Source organism: Paracoccus liaowanqingii (genome assembly GCF_004683865.2).
Taxonomy (GTDB): domain Bacteria; phylum Pseudomonadota; class Alphaproteobacteria; order Rhodobacterales; family Rhodobacteraceae; genus Paracoccus; species Paracoccus liaowanqingii.
Genome location: NZ_CP038439.1, coordinates 1,062,428 through 1,077,973 on the forward strand (window position 1 = coordinate 1,062,428; position 15,546 = coordinate 1,077,973).

At 68.1% G+C, this 15,546-nt stretch carries 13 protein-coding genes; 5 read left to right on the plus strand and 8 right to left on the minus strand.

The features are described from left to right. Positions 1-57: 57 nt before the first annotated feature. Positions 58-1,617 (minus strand): glutamine-hydrolyzing GMP synthase, encoded by a 1,560-nt coding sequence (gene guaA / locus E4191_RS05090; protein WP_135312439.1) that lies wholly within the window; start codon positions 1,615-1,617, stop codon positions 58-60. Positions 1,618-1,751: 134 nt separating this feature from the next. Between guaA and E4191_RS05095 the strand changes: the two genes are divergently transcribed. Then, on the plus strand, positions 1,752-2,267 hold the full coding sequence (locus E4191_RS05095; protein WP_168217338.1) for a CAP domain-containing protein: 516 nt from the start codon (positions 1,752-1,754) through the stop codon (positions 2,265-2,267). Positions 2,268-2,324: 57 nt separating this feature from the next. On the opposite strand, the gene E4191_RS05100 is transcribed toward E4191_RS05095, so the two are convergent. The 7 genes from E4191_RS05100 to proS form a co-directional block, all read right to left on the minus strand. Continuing rightward, the gene (locus tag E4191_RS05100; protein ID WP_135312441.1) at positions 2,325-3,659 is read right to left on the minus strand and encodes a branched-chain amino acid ABC transporter permease; all 1,335 of its coding nucleotides are present in this window, start codon (positions 3,657-3,659) and stop codon (positions 2,325-2,327) included. Positions 3,660-3,669: 10 nt separating this feature from the next. Continuing rightward, the gene (locus E4191_RS05105; protein ID WP_135312442.1) at positions 3,670-4,677 is read right to left on the minus strand and encodes a branched-chain amino acid ABC transporter permease; all 1,008 of its coding nucleotides are present in this window, start codon (positions 4,675-4,677) and stop codon (positions 3,670-3,672) included. 4 nt (positions 4,678-4,681) lie between these two features. Then, positions 4,682-5,509 carry an ABC transporter ATP-binding protein gene (locus tag E4191_RS05110; protein ID WP_135312443.1) on the minus strand — a complete coding sequence of 276 codons (828 nt, stop codon included), beginning with the start codon at positions 5,507-5,509 and terminating at the stop codon, positions 4,682-4,684. Then, positions 5,506-6,288: an ABC transporter ATP-binding protein gene (locus E4191_RS05115; RefSeq protein ID WP_135312444.1), complete on the minus strand. Its 783-nt coding sequence runs from the start codon at positions 6,286-6,288 to the stop codon at positions 5,506-5,508. Before E4191_RS05115 ends, E4191_RS05110 begins: the two co-directional genes overlap by 4 nt. A 118-nt stretch (positions 6,289-6,406) precedes the next feature. Next, complete coding sequence (locus E4191_RS05120; RefSeq protein ID WP_135312445.1) at positions 6,407-7,591, minus strand: ABC transporter substrate-binding protein; 1,185 nt, start codon at positions 7,589-7,591, stop codon at positions 6,407-6,409. A gap of 116 nt (positions 7,592-7,707) precedes the next feature. Further along, the gene (locus E4191_RS05125; RefSeq protein ID WP_135312446.1) at positions 7,708-8,208 is read right to left on the minus strand and encodes a DUF2937 family protein; all 501 of its coding nucleotides are present in this window, start codon (positions 8,206-8,208) and stop codon (positions 7,708-7,710) included. After that, on the minus strand, positions 8,205-9,566 hold the full coding sequence (gene proS / locus E4191_RS05130) for a proline--tRNA ligase (RefSeq protein ID WP_135312447.1): 1,362 nt from the start codon (positions 9,564-9,566) through the stop codon (positions 8,205-8,207). The genes E4191_RS05125 and proS overlap by 4 nt, the downstream gene beginning before the upstream one ends. Before the next feature lie 126 nt (positions 9,567-9,692). Here proS and E4191_RS05135 point away from each other — a divergent pair, with 126 nt between their 5' ends. Genes E4191_RS05135 through E4191_RS05150 form a run of 4 tightly spaced genes read left to right on the plus strand, consistent with a single transcriptional unit; the run spans position 9,693 to position 15,390 of the window. After that, positions 9,693-10,904: an AI-2E family transporter gene (locus E4191_RS05135; protein WP_135312448.1), complete on the plus strand. Its 1,212-nt coding sequence runs from the start codon at positions 9,693-9,695 to the stop codon at positions 10,902-10,904. Positions 10,905-10,910: 6 nt separating this feature from the next. Continuing rightward, on the plus strand, positions 10,911-11,618 hold the full coding sequence (locus E4191_RS05140; RefSeq protein ID WP_228461567.1) for a P-loop NTPase family protein: 708 nt from the start codon (positions 10,911-10,913) through the stop codon (positions 11,616-11,618). A gap of 28 nt (positions 11,619-11,646) precedes the next feature. Beyond that, the gene (locus E4191_RS05145; RefSeq protein ID WP_135312449.1) at positions 11,647-13,812 is read left to right on the plus strand and encodes an RNA degradosome polyphosphate kinase; all 2,166 of its coding nucleotides are present in this window, start codon (positions 11,647-11,649) and stop codon (positions 13,810-13,812) included. Between the two features lie 54 nt (positions 13,813-13,866). After that, complete coding sequence (locus E4191_RS05150; protein WP_135312450.1) at positions 13,867-15,390, plus strand: Ppx/GppA family phosphatase; 1,524 nt, start codon at positions 13,867-13,869, stop codon at positions 15,388-15,390. Positions 15,391-15,546: the final 156 nt, after the last annotated feature.

Below are 15,546 nucleotides of genomic sequence, written 5' to 3' on the forward strand. Positions count from 1 at the left end.
CCCCGCGCGGTCCCGTTTCACGATGCGGCGGGGTGCCGCGTCAGCCCCGCCGTCCCGTCATTCCCACTCGATCGTGCCCGGGGGCTTCGAGGTGATGTCATAGGTGCAGCGGTTGATGCCGCGGACCTCGTTGATGATCCGGGTCGCGGTCTCGCCCAGGAACTCGTGGGTAAAGGGATAGTAATCCGCCGTCATCCCGTCGACCGAGGTCACGGCGCGCAGCGCGCAGGCGAAATCATAGGTGCGCCCGTCGCCCATCACGCCGACCGTGCGGACGGGCAGGATCGCCACGAAGGCCTGCCAGATCTCGTCATAGAGGCCGTGGCGGCGGATCTGGTCGATGAAGACGGCATCGGCCTTGCGCAGGATCTCCAGCTTCTCGCGGGTGATCTCTCCGGGGCAGCGGATGGCGAGGCCCGGGCCGGGGAAGGGGTGGCGGCCGATGAAGCTGGCGGGCAGGCCCAGCTCGCGGCCCAGCTCTCGCACCTCGTCCTTGAACAGCTCGCGCAGCGGCTCGACCAGCTTGAGGCCCATCTTTTCGGGCAGGCCGCCGACATTGTGGTGGCTCTTGATCGTGACCGACGGCCCGCCCGAAAAGCTGACGCTTTCGATGACGTCGGGGTAGAGCGTGCCCTGGGCCAGGAAATCGGCGCCCTCGATCTGGCTGGCGTATTTCTGGAAGACGTCGATGAACAGCCGGCCGATGGTCTTGCGCTTGACCTCGGGGTCGCTGACGCCTTCCAGCGAGCCCAGGAACAGCTCGGCCTCGTCGGCATGGATCAGCGGGATGTTGTAGTTGTCGCGGAACATCTTGACGACTTCGGCGCCCTCGTTCAGGCGCAGGAGCCCGTGATCGACGAAGACGCAGGTCAGCTGGTCGCCGATCGCCTCGTGGATCAGCACCGCCGCGACCGAGCTGTCGACGCCGCCGGACAGCCCGCAGATGACCTTGCGGTCGCCCACCGTCTCGCGGATCTTGCGGATCGCCTCGTCCTTGTAGCTGGCCATGGTCCAGTCGCCGGTGAAGCCCGCCAGCCGGACGAAGTTCTCCAGCATGGTGCGGCCATTGGCGGTGTGATGCACCTCGGGATGGAACTGGACGCCGTAGAACTGCCGCGTCTCGTCCGCGATCATCGCGATGGGGGCGTTGGGCGAGGTGCCGATCACCTCGAAGCCCGGGGCCAGCGCGGTGACGCGGTCGCCATGGCTCATCCAGACCTCTTCGCGGCCCGTCCCGAAGAGGCCGGCGAAGATGCCGTCGGTCTTGTGGCCCGGGGCGGGAGCGATGTAGGCGCGGCCGTATTCGGCATGGTGGCCGGCCTCGACCTGGCCGCCCAGCTGTTCCATCATGACCTGCTGGCCATAGCAGATGCCAAAGACCGGCACGCCCAGCTCGAACACGGCCTGGGGTGCGCGGGGGCTGCCTTGGGTCGTGACGCTGGCCGGGCCGCCGGACAGGATGACCGCCTGAGGGGCCATGTCGCGCAGGGCCTGGTCGGTCACCGCGTTGAACGGGTGGATTTCGCAATAGACGTTCAGTTCCCGCAGGCGACGCGCGATCAGCTGCGTCACCTGGCTGCCGAAGTCGATGATCAGAAGGCGCTGGTGCTGGGTCATGGATGCGCTTTAAGCGCGGTTACAGCACCTTGCAAGAGAGTCGCGACCTTCGGGCGGCGGAACCGGCGACAGGCGGGGGCGTTTGCCCGCAGGATCCCCACGCGCCCGCGCGCCCGAACCGAAGGTTGCCTCCCATGTTCCGATCGTCCTTGTCTCTCGTCTGCCTGCTGTCCCTGTCCGCTTGCGCGACGGGCCCGATGATGTCGCTGCCCGAGACCGAGCCCGCGGCCGAGGAAGCGCTGGCTGCGCAGTGCCAAGGCAATCCCGAGCAGGGCGCCCGGCTTGGCGCCGCCGTGAACGCCGCGCGGGCCGCCGATGGCAAGACCGTGCTGACCCAAAGCGAGGCGCTGGACACGATCGCGCTGTCTCATGCCTGCGACATGGCCCAGCAGGGACGTGCCGATGTGGCGGGCTCGAACGGCTCGAACGTGGTCGATCGCGCCCGCTCGGTCGGCTATCCGACCTGCGGTGTCGCGCAGCTTGTCGGCAGCGGCGGCACGCCCGAGGGCACGGTCGCGGCCTGGACTGTGCCGGGCCCGCAGCGCGAGCAGGTGATGGGCCAGCTGAGCTACGAGATCGGCAGCGGCGTGGCGCAGGGCGCGGACGGTCGGCTGTGGCACAGCGTCGTTCTGGGCAACGACTGCCAGTAAGACGATTGCCAGGAACACGGGAGAGGGGCGCGGATCGGACCGCGCCCCTTTGTCAGGTCATTTCTCGGGCAACAGACCGCGCGGCGCAAAGCGCAGCACAAGCAGCAGCACCAGACCCATCGCGATGAAGCGCATGTGCGGCGCGCTGTCCAGCAGGTGGGACTTGAAGGCGCTGTCGGGCAGCGGCCCGGTCAGCAGCGCGAACAGCGCCGGTCCCCAGACCTCGGCCTTGATCCACAGGAACCAGATCGTCACCGCGCCCAGCACCGCGCCCCAGTTGTTGCCAGACCCGCCGACGATCACCATCACCCAGATCAGGAAGGTATAGCGCAGCGGGTTGTAGCTGGTCGGCGCCAGCAGCCCGTCCAGCGTCACCATCATCGCGCCGGCCACCCCGATCACCGCGGATCCCAGGATAAAGACCTGCAGGTGGCGGCGGGTGACGTCCTTGCCCATCGCCTCGGCGGCGGTCTCGTTGTCGCGGATCGCGCGCATCATCCGGCCCCAAGGGGATTTCAGCGCCAGCTCGGCCAGCAGGATGATGACCAGCAGCACGACCAGGAACAGCGACATGTAGGACAGCTTGACCCAGATCCCCGAGGCCTCGGCGGCGGCGAATCCCCAGCTCGACGCGAATTCGACGAAATCGGGGTTGTTCTGCAGGTCGACCTCCTGCGCGACGGGGCGCGGGATCGCGGTGATGTTCATCACCCCGCGCGCCAGCCAGTTCTCGTTCTTCATGACCGCGACGATGATCTCGCCGATGCCAAGCGTGGCGATGGCCAGATAATCCGACCGCAGGCCCAAGGCGACCTTGCCGATGGCCCAGGCCGCGGCGGCGGCGAAGATCCCGCCCACCGCCCAGGACAGCAGCACCGGCAGGCCGAGGCCGCCGATATTGCCGTGGCGGGCGGGGTTGTTGGCCTCGATCGCGACGACGGCCGGGTCGAAGAGCCAGCGATAGGCGACGAAGCCCGCGATCAGCACGACGATGGTCAGCAGGCCGCTGCGGGTGCGCGTCCAGGCCAGCTTGGCCATGGCCAGCGTGCCCAGACCGACCAGCAGCGCCAGCATCAGCCGGGTGCCGCCGGCCGCCCAGGCCCCCTCGACCGGGGGCAGGGACACCAGCACCGGGGCCAGCGCGCCCATCGCCAGAAAGCCCACGACGCCCACGTTGAAGAGGCCCGCATAGCCCCATTGCATGTTCACGCCCAAGGCCGTGATGGCCGAGATCAGCCCCATGTTCAGGATCGCCAGCGAGGTGTTCCAGCTGCCCGAGAACATCGCGTTGCGCACCGTCCCCTCCAGCACGAACAGCACGGCGAGGACCGCGAACAGCACGGGCGCGCGCCAGCGGCTGGAGGAGGAGGCGGCTTGACGGTTGGTGGCCATGATCTTCCCCTTACACCGATTTTCCGCGGAACAGGCCCGTGGGCCGGAACAGCAGGACGACGATCAGAATGACGAAGCTGACGGCGAACTTGTATTCGGTCCCCAGCAGCTGCATCAGGCCCGAGGGCTCGTAGCCGGGCACCAAATAGCCCACCACGCGGACCCAGGGGTAGGTCACCGCCACCTCGGAAAACGCGACCAGGAAGCCGCCCGCGATGGCGCCAAGCGGATTGCCCAAGCCCCCCACGATGGCGGCGGCGAAGATCGGCAGCAGGATCTGGAAATAGTTGAAGGCCTTGAAGGACTTGTCCAGACCGTAGAGCGTGCCCGCGATGGTCGCCAGGCCCGCCGCGATGATCCAGGTCAGGCGCACGACCCTTTCGGGGTCGATGCCCGACAGCAGCGCCAGATCCTCGTTGTCGGAATAGGCGCGCATGGCCTTGCCGGACTTGGTGCGGTTCAGGAACCAGAACAGCGCGACCATGACGATCAGCGCCACCCCCACGGTCAGCGCCTGCGTGGACCGCAGCGCCAGCCCCTCGGGCAGGCCTGTCATCTCGCGGAAGGTGCGCACGTCCATGATGAAACGCGTGCCGTCGTCGAAGCGGTACTCGTCCACGCCGATCAGCACCCGCGTCAGCCCGTTCATCACGAACATGACGCCGACCGAGGCCATGACCAGGATGATCGGCGCCGCCTTCTGCTTGCGATAGAAGCGATAGACCGCGCGGTCGGTGCCCAGCACCAGAAGCGCGGTCAGCGCGATCCCGAAGGGCAGGGCGATCAGCGCGGTGGGCAGGGGCCCGGCGCTGATCCCCATGGCCTGCAGGCCCCAGGTCAGCAGGATCACCGTCCCGGTCCCGAAGGCCATCGTGTCGCCATGCGCGAAGTTCGAGAACCGCAGGATGCCATAGACCAGCGTCACCCCAAGCGCGCCAAGCGCCAGCTGCGCCCCGTAGGCGGCGGCGGGGATGAAGACGAAGTTCAGAAAGACCACGAGGGCGTTTGCGATATCCACAGGCTCAGCCCCCCAGGAAGGTGCGACGCACCTCGTCGTTCTTCATCAGTTCCTCGCCCGTGCCGGTATGTGCGTTGGCGCCCTGCACCAGCACATAGGCCTTGTCGGCGATCATCATCGCCTGGCGTGCGTTCTGTTCGACCATCAGCACCGGCAGCCCGCCCCGCGCGATGGCGATGATGCGGTCGAACAGCTCGTCCATGACGATGGGGCTGACGCCCGCGGTCGGCTCGTCCAGCATCAGCACCTTCGGTTGCGTCATCAGCGCGCGGCCCACGGCCACCTGCTGGCGCTGGCCGCCCGACAGCTCTCCGGCCGCCTGGCGGCGCTTGGCGGCGACGGCGGGGAACAGGTCATAGACCTGCGCCATCGTCGCCTTGATGTCGTCGCGCCGGATATAGGCGCCCATCTCGAGGTTTTCCTCGACGGTCATCGAGGGGAAGATGTTGTTCACCTGCGGCACGAAGCCCATGCCGGCCTTGACGCGGTCCTGCGGGTTCAGCGCGGTGATGTCCTGACCGTTCAGGCGCACCGAGCCCTGGCGCAGGTTCAGCATCCCGAAGATCGCCTTCATCGCGGTCGACTTGCCCGCGCCGTTCGGGCCCACGATCACCGCGATCTGGCCCTGTTCCACGGCGATGGTGCAGTCGTGCAGGATGTCGGCGCCCTTGCCATAGCCGCCGGTCATCGCCTCGCCGATCAGGAACGGATCGCCCGCCTGTCCCGGTCCCACCGGGCCCGAACGGCGGGTGCCGTCGATCTTGCCCATCCCCTTGGCATTCACGACCGAGGCGTCGCGCATCCCCCGGTTGCCCAAACCCACGTCGCTCATGCGCCCACCATGTCCTTGTTCTTCAGGCCGGTGCCCAGATAGGCCTCGATCACCGCCTCGTTCTTCATGATGTCCTGCGCGCTGCCGGTGGCCAGGACCTTGCCCTCGGCCATGACGATCACCGGGTCGCAGAGCTTGCCGATGAAATCCATGTCATGCTCGATCACGCAGAAGGTATAGCCGCGTTCGCGGTTCAGGCGCAGGATTGCGTCGGCGATGGTCATCAGCAGGGTGCGGTTCACGCCCGCGCCGACCTCGTCCAGAAACACGATCTTGGCGTCGACCATCATCGTGCGGCCCAGTTCCAGCAGCTTCTTCTGCCCGCCCGACAGGTTGCCGGCCTTCTCGTGCGTCAGGTGGCGGATGGTCAGGAAGTCCAGCACCTCGTCGGCCATGCGCCTCAGCTCGGCCTCTTCGCGCTCGATCCGGCCGCGCTGGAACCAGGTCTTCCAGATCGTCTCGCCGGCCTGTGCGCCCGGCACCATCATCAGGTTCTCGCGCACCGTCATCGAGCCGAACTCGTGCGCCATCTGGAAGGTGCGCAGCAGGCCCTTGTGAAACAGCGTGTGCGGCGGCAGGCCGGTGATGTCCTGCCCGTCCATGATCACGCGGCCCGAGGTGGGGGGCAGCACGCCCGCGATCACGTTGAACAGCGTCGACTTGCCCGCGCCATTGGGGCCGATCAGCCCGGTGATCGAGCCGGTCTCGATGGTCAGGCTGGCGCCGTCGACGGCGCGGAAGCCGCCGAAATGCCTGTGAAGGTCCTCGACCCTGATCATGCTTCTACGTCCCTGTCTTCACATTCGGGGTGAAGATGTGCCTGCGAGAGGCTGTTATGAATTTGCAAAAACAGCCCGGTGCGCGATCGCGCCCCGGGCTGTCCGCCGTCAGACGGGATCAGCGATAGCCGACCACCTCCAGCTTGCCGTCGGTGATCTGGACCTCGCGATAGCTGCCGGCGGATTCGCCGCCGCCCACCATCTCGACCGCCGTGGCGCCGACATAGTCGACATCGCCACCCTCGGCGATGATCTCCAGCGCGCGGGCCAGCTGGCCGGGCAGGATCTCCTCGCCGGGCGCGTTGGACACCTCCATGATGCTGTCCTTGTAGGTCGCCGGATCCGACGAGCCCGACTTGGCCATCGCCAGCAGGATCAGCGCCGCCGCGTCATAGGCCTCGGCGGAGAAGGCGCCGGTACCGTCGAAGCCCGCCTCTTCGGCCATGGCCAGATAAGCGTCGCGGCCCGGGCCTTCGGCAGCCGGGTTCTGGCCGAAGCTGCCCTCGATCTCGGACCCGAAATTGGCCTCCAGCGCGTTGCCGACCATGCCGTCGGGGAAGACGAAGGTCTCGAAGGCGCCGGTGTCCAGCGAGGCGCGGACCACGCCCGAGCCGCCCTGATCGACATAGCCCGCCACCACCAGCGCCTCGCCACCGGCGGCCGCCAGTGCGGCGACCTCGGCCGAATAGTCGGCCTTGCCGTCGTCATGCGCGCTGTTCACGGTCACGCTGCCGCCGGCTTCCTGGAAGGCCGCCTGGAAGCTGTCGGCCAAGCCCTTGCCATAGTCGTTGTTGGTATAGGTGACGGCCACGCTGGTGATGCCGCGGTCGGACAGGATGTCCGCCATCACCTGCCCCTGGCGCGCGTCCGAGGGCGAGGTGCGGAAGAACAGCCCGTCATCCTCGATGGTCGACAGCGCCGGCGAGGTGGCCGAGGGCGAGATCATCACCACGCCGTTGGCCTTGGCGACGTTCTCCAGCGAGGCGATCGTCTCGCCCGAGCACATGCCGCCGATGATGCCCTTGACGCCTTCCGAGGCGATCAGGCGCTCGACCGTGGCGGTCGCGGCGGCGGCGTCGATGCAGGTCGAATCGCCGGTGACGGCGGTGACGGTCGACCCGTCCAGCAGCAGGCCCGAATCGGTGACTTCCTTCATCGCCAGCTCGGCGCCCTGCTGCATGGCGGGGGCCATCGATTCCAGCGGACCGGTGAAGCCGAGCGAGATGCCCAGCTTGATCTCCTCGGCACCGGCGGCACCGGCCATCAATGCGCCGGCGGCGGTCGCAAGAAGAAGATTTTTCATTTGGTTGTCTCCCAGTTGGAACATTGTCCTGCGCGTCAGGGTAGAAGTAGGTTTCCGAAAAAGGAAGGGTGAACTGGTCCGCCGCGCGTCCCCGGGCGCCACGTCAAGGGCGTGGCTCAGCGCCAGCCGAGCCGCTCGTCGCGCCGCCGGGTGCGGCCCGCAAGACGCCCCAGCAGCGCCGCCAGCATCCAGCCCAGGGCAAAGCCGATCCCCGCCGCGATCAGCCCCGACGAGGTCAGGGGCAGGGCGGGCCGGAAATCGGTCCAGGTGGCGCGCAGCGTGTCGGCGTCGCGCAGCCGGTGGGGCAGGACCATCCGTTCCAGAGGCCCGGCCAGGCGCAGCATCGCCAGATCGGCCTGCGCCCGGTCCAGCCGCCCGAAGGCGCGCAGCATGTCGGCGCGGTGGCCGTCGCGGAAGGCGCTGCCCGACAGGTCGGCCAGCGCCTCGTCGCGCGTCATGTCGGCGCGGGCGGCGCTGGCGTCGAAATCCTGCGCCACCAGCGTCAGCGCATCGACCTGTCCGCCAAGCCGCTGCACATAATGGTCCGAAAACGCCGGGAACTGCGACAGCAGCGCGGCTGCAACCGCCGCCAGCGCCAGTCGCAGCAGCCCGATCACCGGTCCTGGACCGTCAGGCCCAGCATCGGCTGATAGATCTGCGCCACCCGGTGGATCGCGTCGGCGGGGGACAGTTCCTCGGACTGGCCGGTGCGGCGGCAGGTCAACTCGACCTTGTTGTTGGTCAGGCCGCGGGGCCCCACGGTGATGCGCCACGGCAGGCCGATCAGGTCCATCGAGGCGAACTTCGCGCCCGCCCGCTCGTCCCGGTCGTCATAGAGCGGATCCAGCCCGCGATGCTGCAACTCGGCATAGATCGCCTGGCAGGCGCTGTCGGTCGAATTGTCGCCTTGCTTGAGGTTCACGATGCCCACATGGAAGGGCGTCACGCCCTCGGGCCAGATGATGCCCTTATCGTCGTGGTTGGCCTCGATGATCGCGCCCAGCAGGCGGCTGACGCCGATGCCGTGGCTGCCCATGTGGACCGGCACCTGGGTGCTGTCCGAGGTGCGCACGGTCGCGCCCATCGCCTCGGAATACTTGGTGCCGAAGTAGAAGATCTGCCCCACCTCGATGCCGCGCGCGGTGCGGCGCCGCTCTTCGGGGATCTGGTCGAAGACCTCCTGGTCGTGGGTCTCGTCTGTGCGGGCATAGCGCGAGGTGAACTCCTCCAGCACCGCCTGGCATTCGGCCACGTCGTCATAGTCGATCTGGCGGTCGCCGAAGGTCAGGTCGGTGATCTGGCTGTCATAGAAGACCTCGGATTCGCCGGTCTCGGCCAGCACCAGGAACTCGTGCGTGTAGTCGCCGCCGATCGGGCCGCCATCGGCGCGCATCGGGATGGCCTGCAACCCCATGCGCTCGTAGCTGCGCAGATAGCTGACCAGATGCCGGTTGTAGGCATGCAGCGCGTCTTCCTTGGTCAGGTCGAAGTTGTAGCCGTCCTTCATCAGGAACTCGCGGCCGCGCATCACGCCGAAGCGGGGGCGGATCTCGTCGCGGAACTTCCACTGGATGTGGTACAGCGTCAGCGGCAGGTCCTTGTAGCTGTTCACATGCGCGCGGAAGATGTCGGTGATCATCTCCTCGTTGGTGGGACCATAGAGCAGGTCGCGTTTGTGGCGGTCGGTGACGCGCAGCATCTCCTCGCCGTAATCGTCATAGCGGCCGGATTCGCGCCACAGGTCGGCGGGCTGCAGCGTGGGCATCAGCATGGGGATATGGCCCGCGCGCTGCTGCTCCTCGTGCACGATCTGCTCGATGCGTTTCAGCACCTTGAAGCCCAGGGGCAGCCAGGAATAGATCCCCGCCGCCTGCTGCTTGATCATGCCCGCGCGCAGCATCAGGCGGTGGCTGACGATCTGCGCCTCCTTGGGGTCTTCCTTCAGCACGGGCAGGAAATATCGCGACAGGCGCATGGTCGAAGTCCTTCGAAACGGTTTGGGCAGCGTTACCGGATCGGCCCGGCCTTGCCAAGCATGGCGCTTGCAACCGGCGTGCGGGGACGGCACATTCGCCGCAGTTTTCAGGGCAAAGGTCGAACGATGCGCATTCCCGTACGCAAGCAGGTCATGTGGTGGGGGATCGCGGCCTTCACCCTGGCGCTGACCCTGTGGCTGCTGGGCCAGGCGGTGCTGCCCTTCATCCTGGGCGCCGGGATCGCCTATCTGCTGGACCCCGTCGCCGACCGGCTGGAGCGGGCGGGCCTGTCGCGCACCCTGTCGGTGGTGGTGATCACCTTCGCCGTCGTGCTGGCCTTCGTGGCCGTCATGCTGCTGGTCGTGCCGATCCTGCTGCGCCAGGCCACCGCCCTGGTCGAGACCGCGCCGCAGATGCTGGAACAGGGCCGGTTGTTCTTCGACACCCGCTTTCCCGACCTGATCCCGCAGGGCGCCGGGCTGCAGCAGACGCTTGTCGACCTGCAGGCCGCGGTGGGCGAGCAGGCGGGGCGGCTGGCCTCGACCGTGCTGGGGTCGGTGACGGGCGTGCTGGGCGGGATCGCGCTTCTGGTCATCGTGCCGGTGGTGGCCTTCTACCTGCTCTTGGACTGGGACAACATGGTCGAGGCGGTGGACCGCTACCTGCCGCGCGAACACGCGGGCACCATCCGCCAGCTGGCCTCCGAGATCGACGACGCGCTGTCGGGCTTCCTGCGCGGGCAGGCGGTGGTCATCGCGATCCTGGGGACCTGGTACGCCCTGGGGCTGATGTTCGTGGGCCTGCCCTTCGGCTTCTTCATCGGGATCATGGCGGCGGTCCTGTCCTTCATCCCCTATGTGGGCGTGCTGATCGGCGGGGCCACGGCCATCGGCGTGGCGCTGTTCAGCTTCTGGGGCGATCCGCTGTGGATCGGGGCGGTCGTGGCGATCTTCGCCATCGGCCAGATCGTCGAGGGCAACTATCTGCAGCCCAAGATCGTGGGCGGCCATGTCGGCCTGCATCCGGTCTGGCTGCTGCTGGCGCTGTCGGTCTTCGGCACGCTCTTCGGCTTCGTGGGCCTGGTCATGGCGGTGCCGATGGCGGCGGCGCTTGGCGTGCTGGCGCGCTTCCTGATCGCGCGCTACCGGGACAGCTCGCTCTTCACCGGGCAGGCGGTGCCGGACGAGCCCGCCCAGCCCCTGCTGGTCGAGATGGTGCCCACCGGCACCGTGGCCGACCGCCTGCGGGCCGCGCGCATGGCCTCGGACCGGGTGCGCAGCCAGCAGCAGATCGACGCCATGCAGGAAGACCTGACCCGCCGGGACGCCGAAGGGTAGGGCCGCGTGACGACCGCCTTTCCCCTCTCTCGGCAACTGACGCTGGACCTGACCACGCCGCCCGCCCATGCGCGGGCGGATTTCCTGCCCGCGCCCGCCAATCACGCGGCATTGGCGGCGCTGGAACGCCCGCAGGACTGGCCGCAGGGGCGGATGCTGCTGATCGGCCCCGAGGGGTCGGGCAAGTCCCATCTGGCGGCCTTCTGGGCGGCCGAGAACGGCGCGCGCCGCATCACCGCCGCCGCCCTGCGCCCCGACGGGGCCGATCTGCTGGCGGCCGAGGGCGGCGCGGTGGTGGTCGAGGATGCCGACCATGCGGGCTTTGCGGCGGGCGCGGAACAGGCGCTGTTCCACCTGTGGAACCTCTGCGGGCCGCGCGAATGCCTGCTGCTGCTGACCGCGCGCACGCCGCCGCGCGATTGGGGGCTGGTGCTGCCCGACCTGCGGTCCCGGATGGACGCGATGCCGCAGGTGCGCTTGGGCTCTCCGGACGAGGCGCTGCTGGCCGCCGTGCTGGTCAAGCTGTTCGCCGACCGCCAGCTGGCCGTGCCCGCCGGGCTGATCGACTGGCTGGTGCTGCACATGGACCGCGACCTGGGCCTGGCGCGGCGCCTGGTGGCGGCGATGGACCTGGCCGCGATGGCGCGGCAGGGCCCGGTGACGCGCCGCATCGCCGCCGACCTGCTGGACAAGCTGACCGAGGCTGACGCATGATCGCGCCATTGCCCGATGCCGGAACACCATGACCCAAGCCGACTTCCTCCGCACGCCCTTTCCCGATGCCAAGCCCCTGCCCGGAGGGACGCCCGAAGGCCCCGCCCGGTTCTTCAACCGGGAACTGTCCTGGCTGTCCTTCAACTGGCGCGTCCTGGACGAGGCGCGCAATCCGCGCGTGCCGCTGCTGGAACGCCTGCGCTTCGTGTCGATCAGCGCCACCAACCTGGACGAGTTCTACAGCGTCCGCGTGGCGGGTCTGCGCGAATTGCTGCGCGAGGGCAGCACCACGCCGTCCGATGACGGGCTGACGCCCGCCGAGCAGCTGGCCCTGATCAACGCCGATGCGCGGCGCCTGATGGGCGCGCAGCAGGGCGTCTGGACCGCCCTGCGCCGCGAGATGGAACAGGCCGGCATCGTCATCCTGTCCCGCCAGCGCCTGACCCGCGCCGAAGAGGAGTTCCTGCGCGACCATTTCCAGAACCTGGTCTTTCCGGTCCTCTCGCCGCTGGCCATCGACCCGGCGCATCCCTTTCCCTTCATCCCGAACCTGGGCTTTTCGCTGGCGCTGGAGCTGGCGCGGGAAACCGACGGGCGCCAGATGCAGGCGCTGCTGCCGATCCCCGCGCAGCTGCCGCGCTTCGTGCCCCTGCCGGGCGGCCAGCGCTTCCTGCGGCTGGAGGATCTGCTGCTGATGCACCTGTCCAGCCTGTTCCCGGGCTATCGCGACGTGGGCCATTGCAGCTTCCGCGTGCTGCGCGACAGCGATCTGGAGGTCGAGGAAGAGGCCGAGGATCTGGTCCGCGAGTTCGAGACCGCCCTGAAACGCCGCCGCCGGGGCAGCGTCATCCGGCTGAAGATCACCGGCGGCGCGCCCGACCGCCTGCGCCGCCTGATCATGGACGAGCTGGAGGTCAGCGCCGACGAGGTGATCGAGGTCGAGGGCCTTCTGGGCATGGCCGACCTGGCCGAGCTGGTCCTGGACAGCCGCCGCGACCTGCTGTGGCCCGCCTTCGTGCCGCGCGTGCCGGAACGGGTGCAGGACCATGACGGGGACATGTTCTCGGCCATCCGGCAAAAGGACATGCTGCTGCACCACCCCTACGAGACCTTCGACATGGTGGTGCGCTATCTGGCGCAGGCGGCGCGCGATCCCGACGTGCTGGCGATCAAGCAGACGCTGTACCGCACCAGCCGCGACAGCCCCATCGTCGACGCGCTCTGCGAGGCGGCCGAGGCGGGGAAATCCGTCACCGCGCTGGTCGAACTGAAAGCCCGCTTCGACGAGGCCGCCAACATCCGCCAGTCGCGCCGTCTGGAACGTGCGGGGGCGCATGTCGTCTACGGCTTCGTCAACTACAAGACCCATGCCAAGATCAGCACCATCGTGCGCCGCGAGGGCGAGGGGCTGGTAACCTATACCCATTACGGCACCGGCAACTATCACCCGATCACCGCGCGCATCTATACCGACCTGTCGCTGTTCACCTGCAACCCGGCCCTGGGGCGCGACGCGACCAAGGTCTTCAACTATCTGTCGGGCTATGTGCAGCCCGCGGGGCTGGAGAACCTGTCGATCTCGCCCATCGACCTGAAGACGCGGCTTCTGGACCTGATCGGGCGCGAGGCGGAATATGCCCGCCAGGGCCGCCCCGGCGCGATCTGGGCCAAGATGAACTCGCTGATCGAGAAGGACGTGATCGAGGCGCTGTATGCCGCCAGCGCGGCGGGCGTCAAGATCAGCCTGATCATCCGCGGCATCTGCGGAATCCGTCCGGGCATCAAGGGCTTGTCCGAGAATATTCGCGTGAAGTCGATCGTCGGGCGTTATCTGGAACACAGCCGGATCGTGTGCTTCGGTTCGGGCCACGGGCTGCCCTCGGCCAAAGCGCGGGTGTTCATCAGCTCGGCCGACTGGATGGACCGCAACCTGAACCGCCGGGTGGAAACGCTGGTCGAATGCGTCAACGACACGGTCAAGGCGCAGATCGTCAATCAGGTCATGTCCGCCAACATGGCCGACGAGGCGCAAAGCTGGCTGTTGCAGCCGGATGGGCGTTTCCTGCGTTACCTTCCCGAAGGCCGGGATGATCTGTTCAATTGTCATCGCTTTTTCATGGAAAACCCCTCCCTGTCCGGGCGGGGAACGGCAGGCGCGCGCGATGTGCCGGCGCTGACCCATTCAGCGGATTGACGGTTGGCCCCATTGGGGGCCATCAACCCATGACCTCAGGCAAGGGATATCAAGATGAACGGGGTGCGAACCACCAGCGGCCGGATGATCGATCCCTTCGGGCCCAAGTTCCGCAAGCTGCCCAAGCGGGCGCTGAGCCGGCTTGGTGTCGTCGATGTCGGATCGAACTCGATCCGGCTGGTCGTCTTCGACGGGGCGGCCCGATCGCCCGCGTATTTCTACAACGAGAAGGTGATGGCGGGGCTGGGGCAGGACATGGCCCGGACCGGCAAGCTGAACCCCAAGGGGATCGAGCGGGGCTTTTCCGCGCTGGTCCGCTTTGCGGCCCTGGCCCGGGCGATGAAGATCGAACCGCTGACCTGCGTGGCCACCGCCGCCGTGCGCGAGGCCGAGGACGGCCCCGAGTTCCAGCGCCGGGTCGAGAAGGAAACCGGCCTCAAGCTGCACGTCATCGACGGCGAGGAAGAGGCACGGCTGTCCGCGCAGGGCGTGCTGTTGGGTTGGCCCGATGCCAGGGGACTTGTCTGCGATATCGGCGGCAACTCGATGGAGCTGGCCGAGGTCGCGGACGGCAAGGTCGGGCGGCGCGTGACCTCTCAGCTGGGGCCGTTCCGGCTGCAGCAGATCCCGCCCGAACAGCTGGCCGATCATATCGCAGGCGTGCTGCGCGGGTTGGCCGATCAGATCGGGACGGATCACGACCGCATCTATCTGGTCGGCGGATCGTGGCGCGCCATCGCCCGGCTGGATATGGAGCGCAGCGCCTATCCCATGACGGTGCTGCACGAATATCGCATGACCCCCGAGGCGGTCGGCAAGACCGTCGACTGGATCGGCCAGCACGACCTGAACGCGCTGCGGGCGACGGTCGGCATCTCGGCCTCGCGGATCGAGCTGGTGCCCTTGGCGGCCCAGGTTCTGTCCCAGATGATCGAGGTCTTCGGCCCGGCGGAGCTGGCCGTGTCCAGCTATGGCATCCGCGAGGGGCTGCTGTACGAGCACATGTCCACGACCCTGCGCAAGCGCGACCCGCTGCTGGAGGCCGCGCGCTTCACCGAAAAGCAGATGGCCCGCCTGCCGGGCTTCGGCAAGAAGCTGTACCAGTTCCTGCTGCCGCTGTTTCCCGACCTGCCCCCCGAACGCGACCGGCTGATGCGGGCGGCCTGCCTGCTGCATGACACCGCGTGGCGGGCGCATCCCGATTACCGGGCCGAGGCCTGCTTCGACAATGTCACCCGCGCCAACATGGCCGCGCTGAGCCACTCCGAGCGCATCTATCTGGGGCTGGCCCTGCTGCATCGGTATCGCAACAGCCGCGCGCAGTCGCAGATGGCGCCTCTGTTCGCGCTGCTGGACGAGGCGCAGATCCTGGAGGCCGAGATCCTGGGCAAGGCGATGCGCTTCGGCGCGATGTTCGCCACCGACGATCCCTCGGACGCCGCCAGCCTCAAGCTGATCCCGGGCGAGGCGGTCGAACTGCGCCTGACCGCGACGGGCCGCAACCTGATGGGCGAGGTCGCGCTGTCGCGGTTCCAGTCGCTGTGCAAGTCGATGGGGGTCGAGGGCGTGCTGCGCTAGGCCGGTCCGCCACCGAAATGGGAAGGGGCGCCCGTGACGGGGCGCCCTTTTTCATGTCCCGACGCAGGCCAGCCCCGGCCAGGGGCCGCGCCACGGGCCCGCGCCATGGAAAAAGGGCGCCCGGTGGGGCGCCCTTTTCCGTCGGTCCTGCAAGGG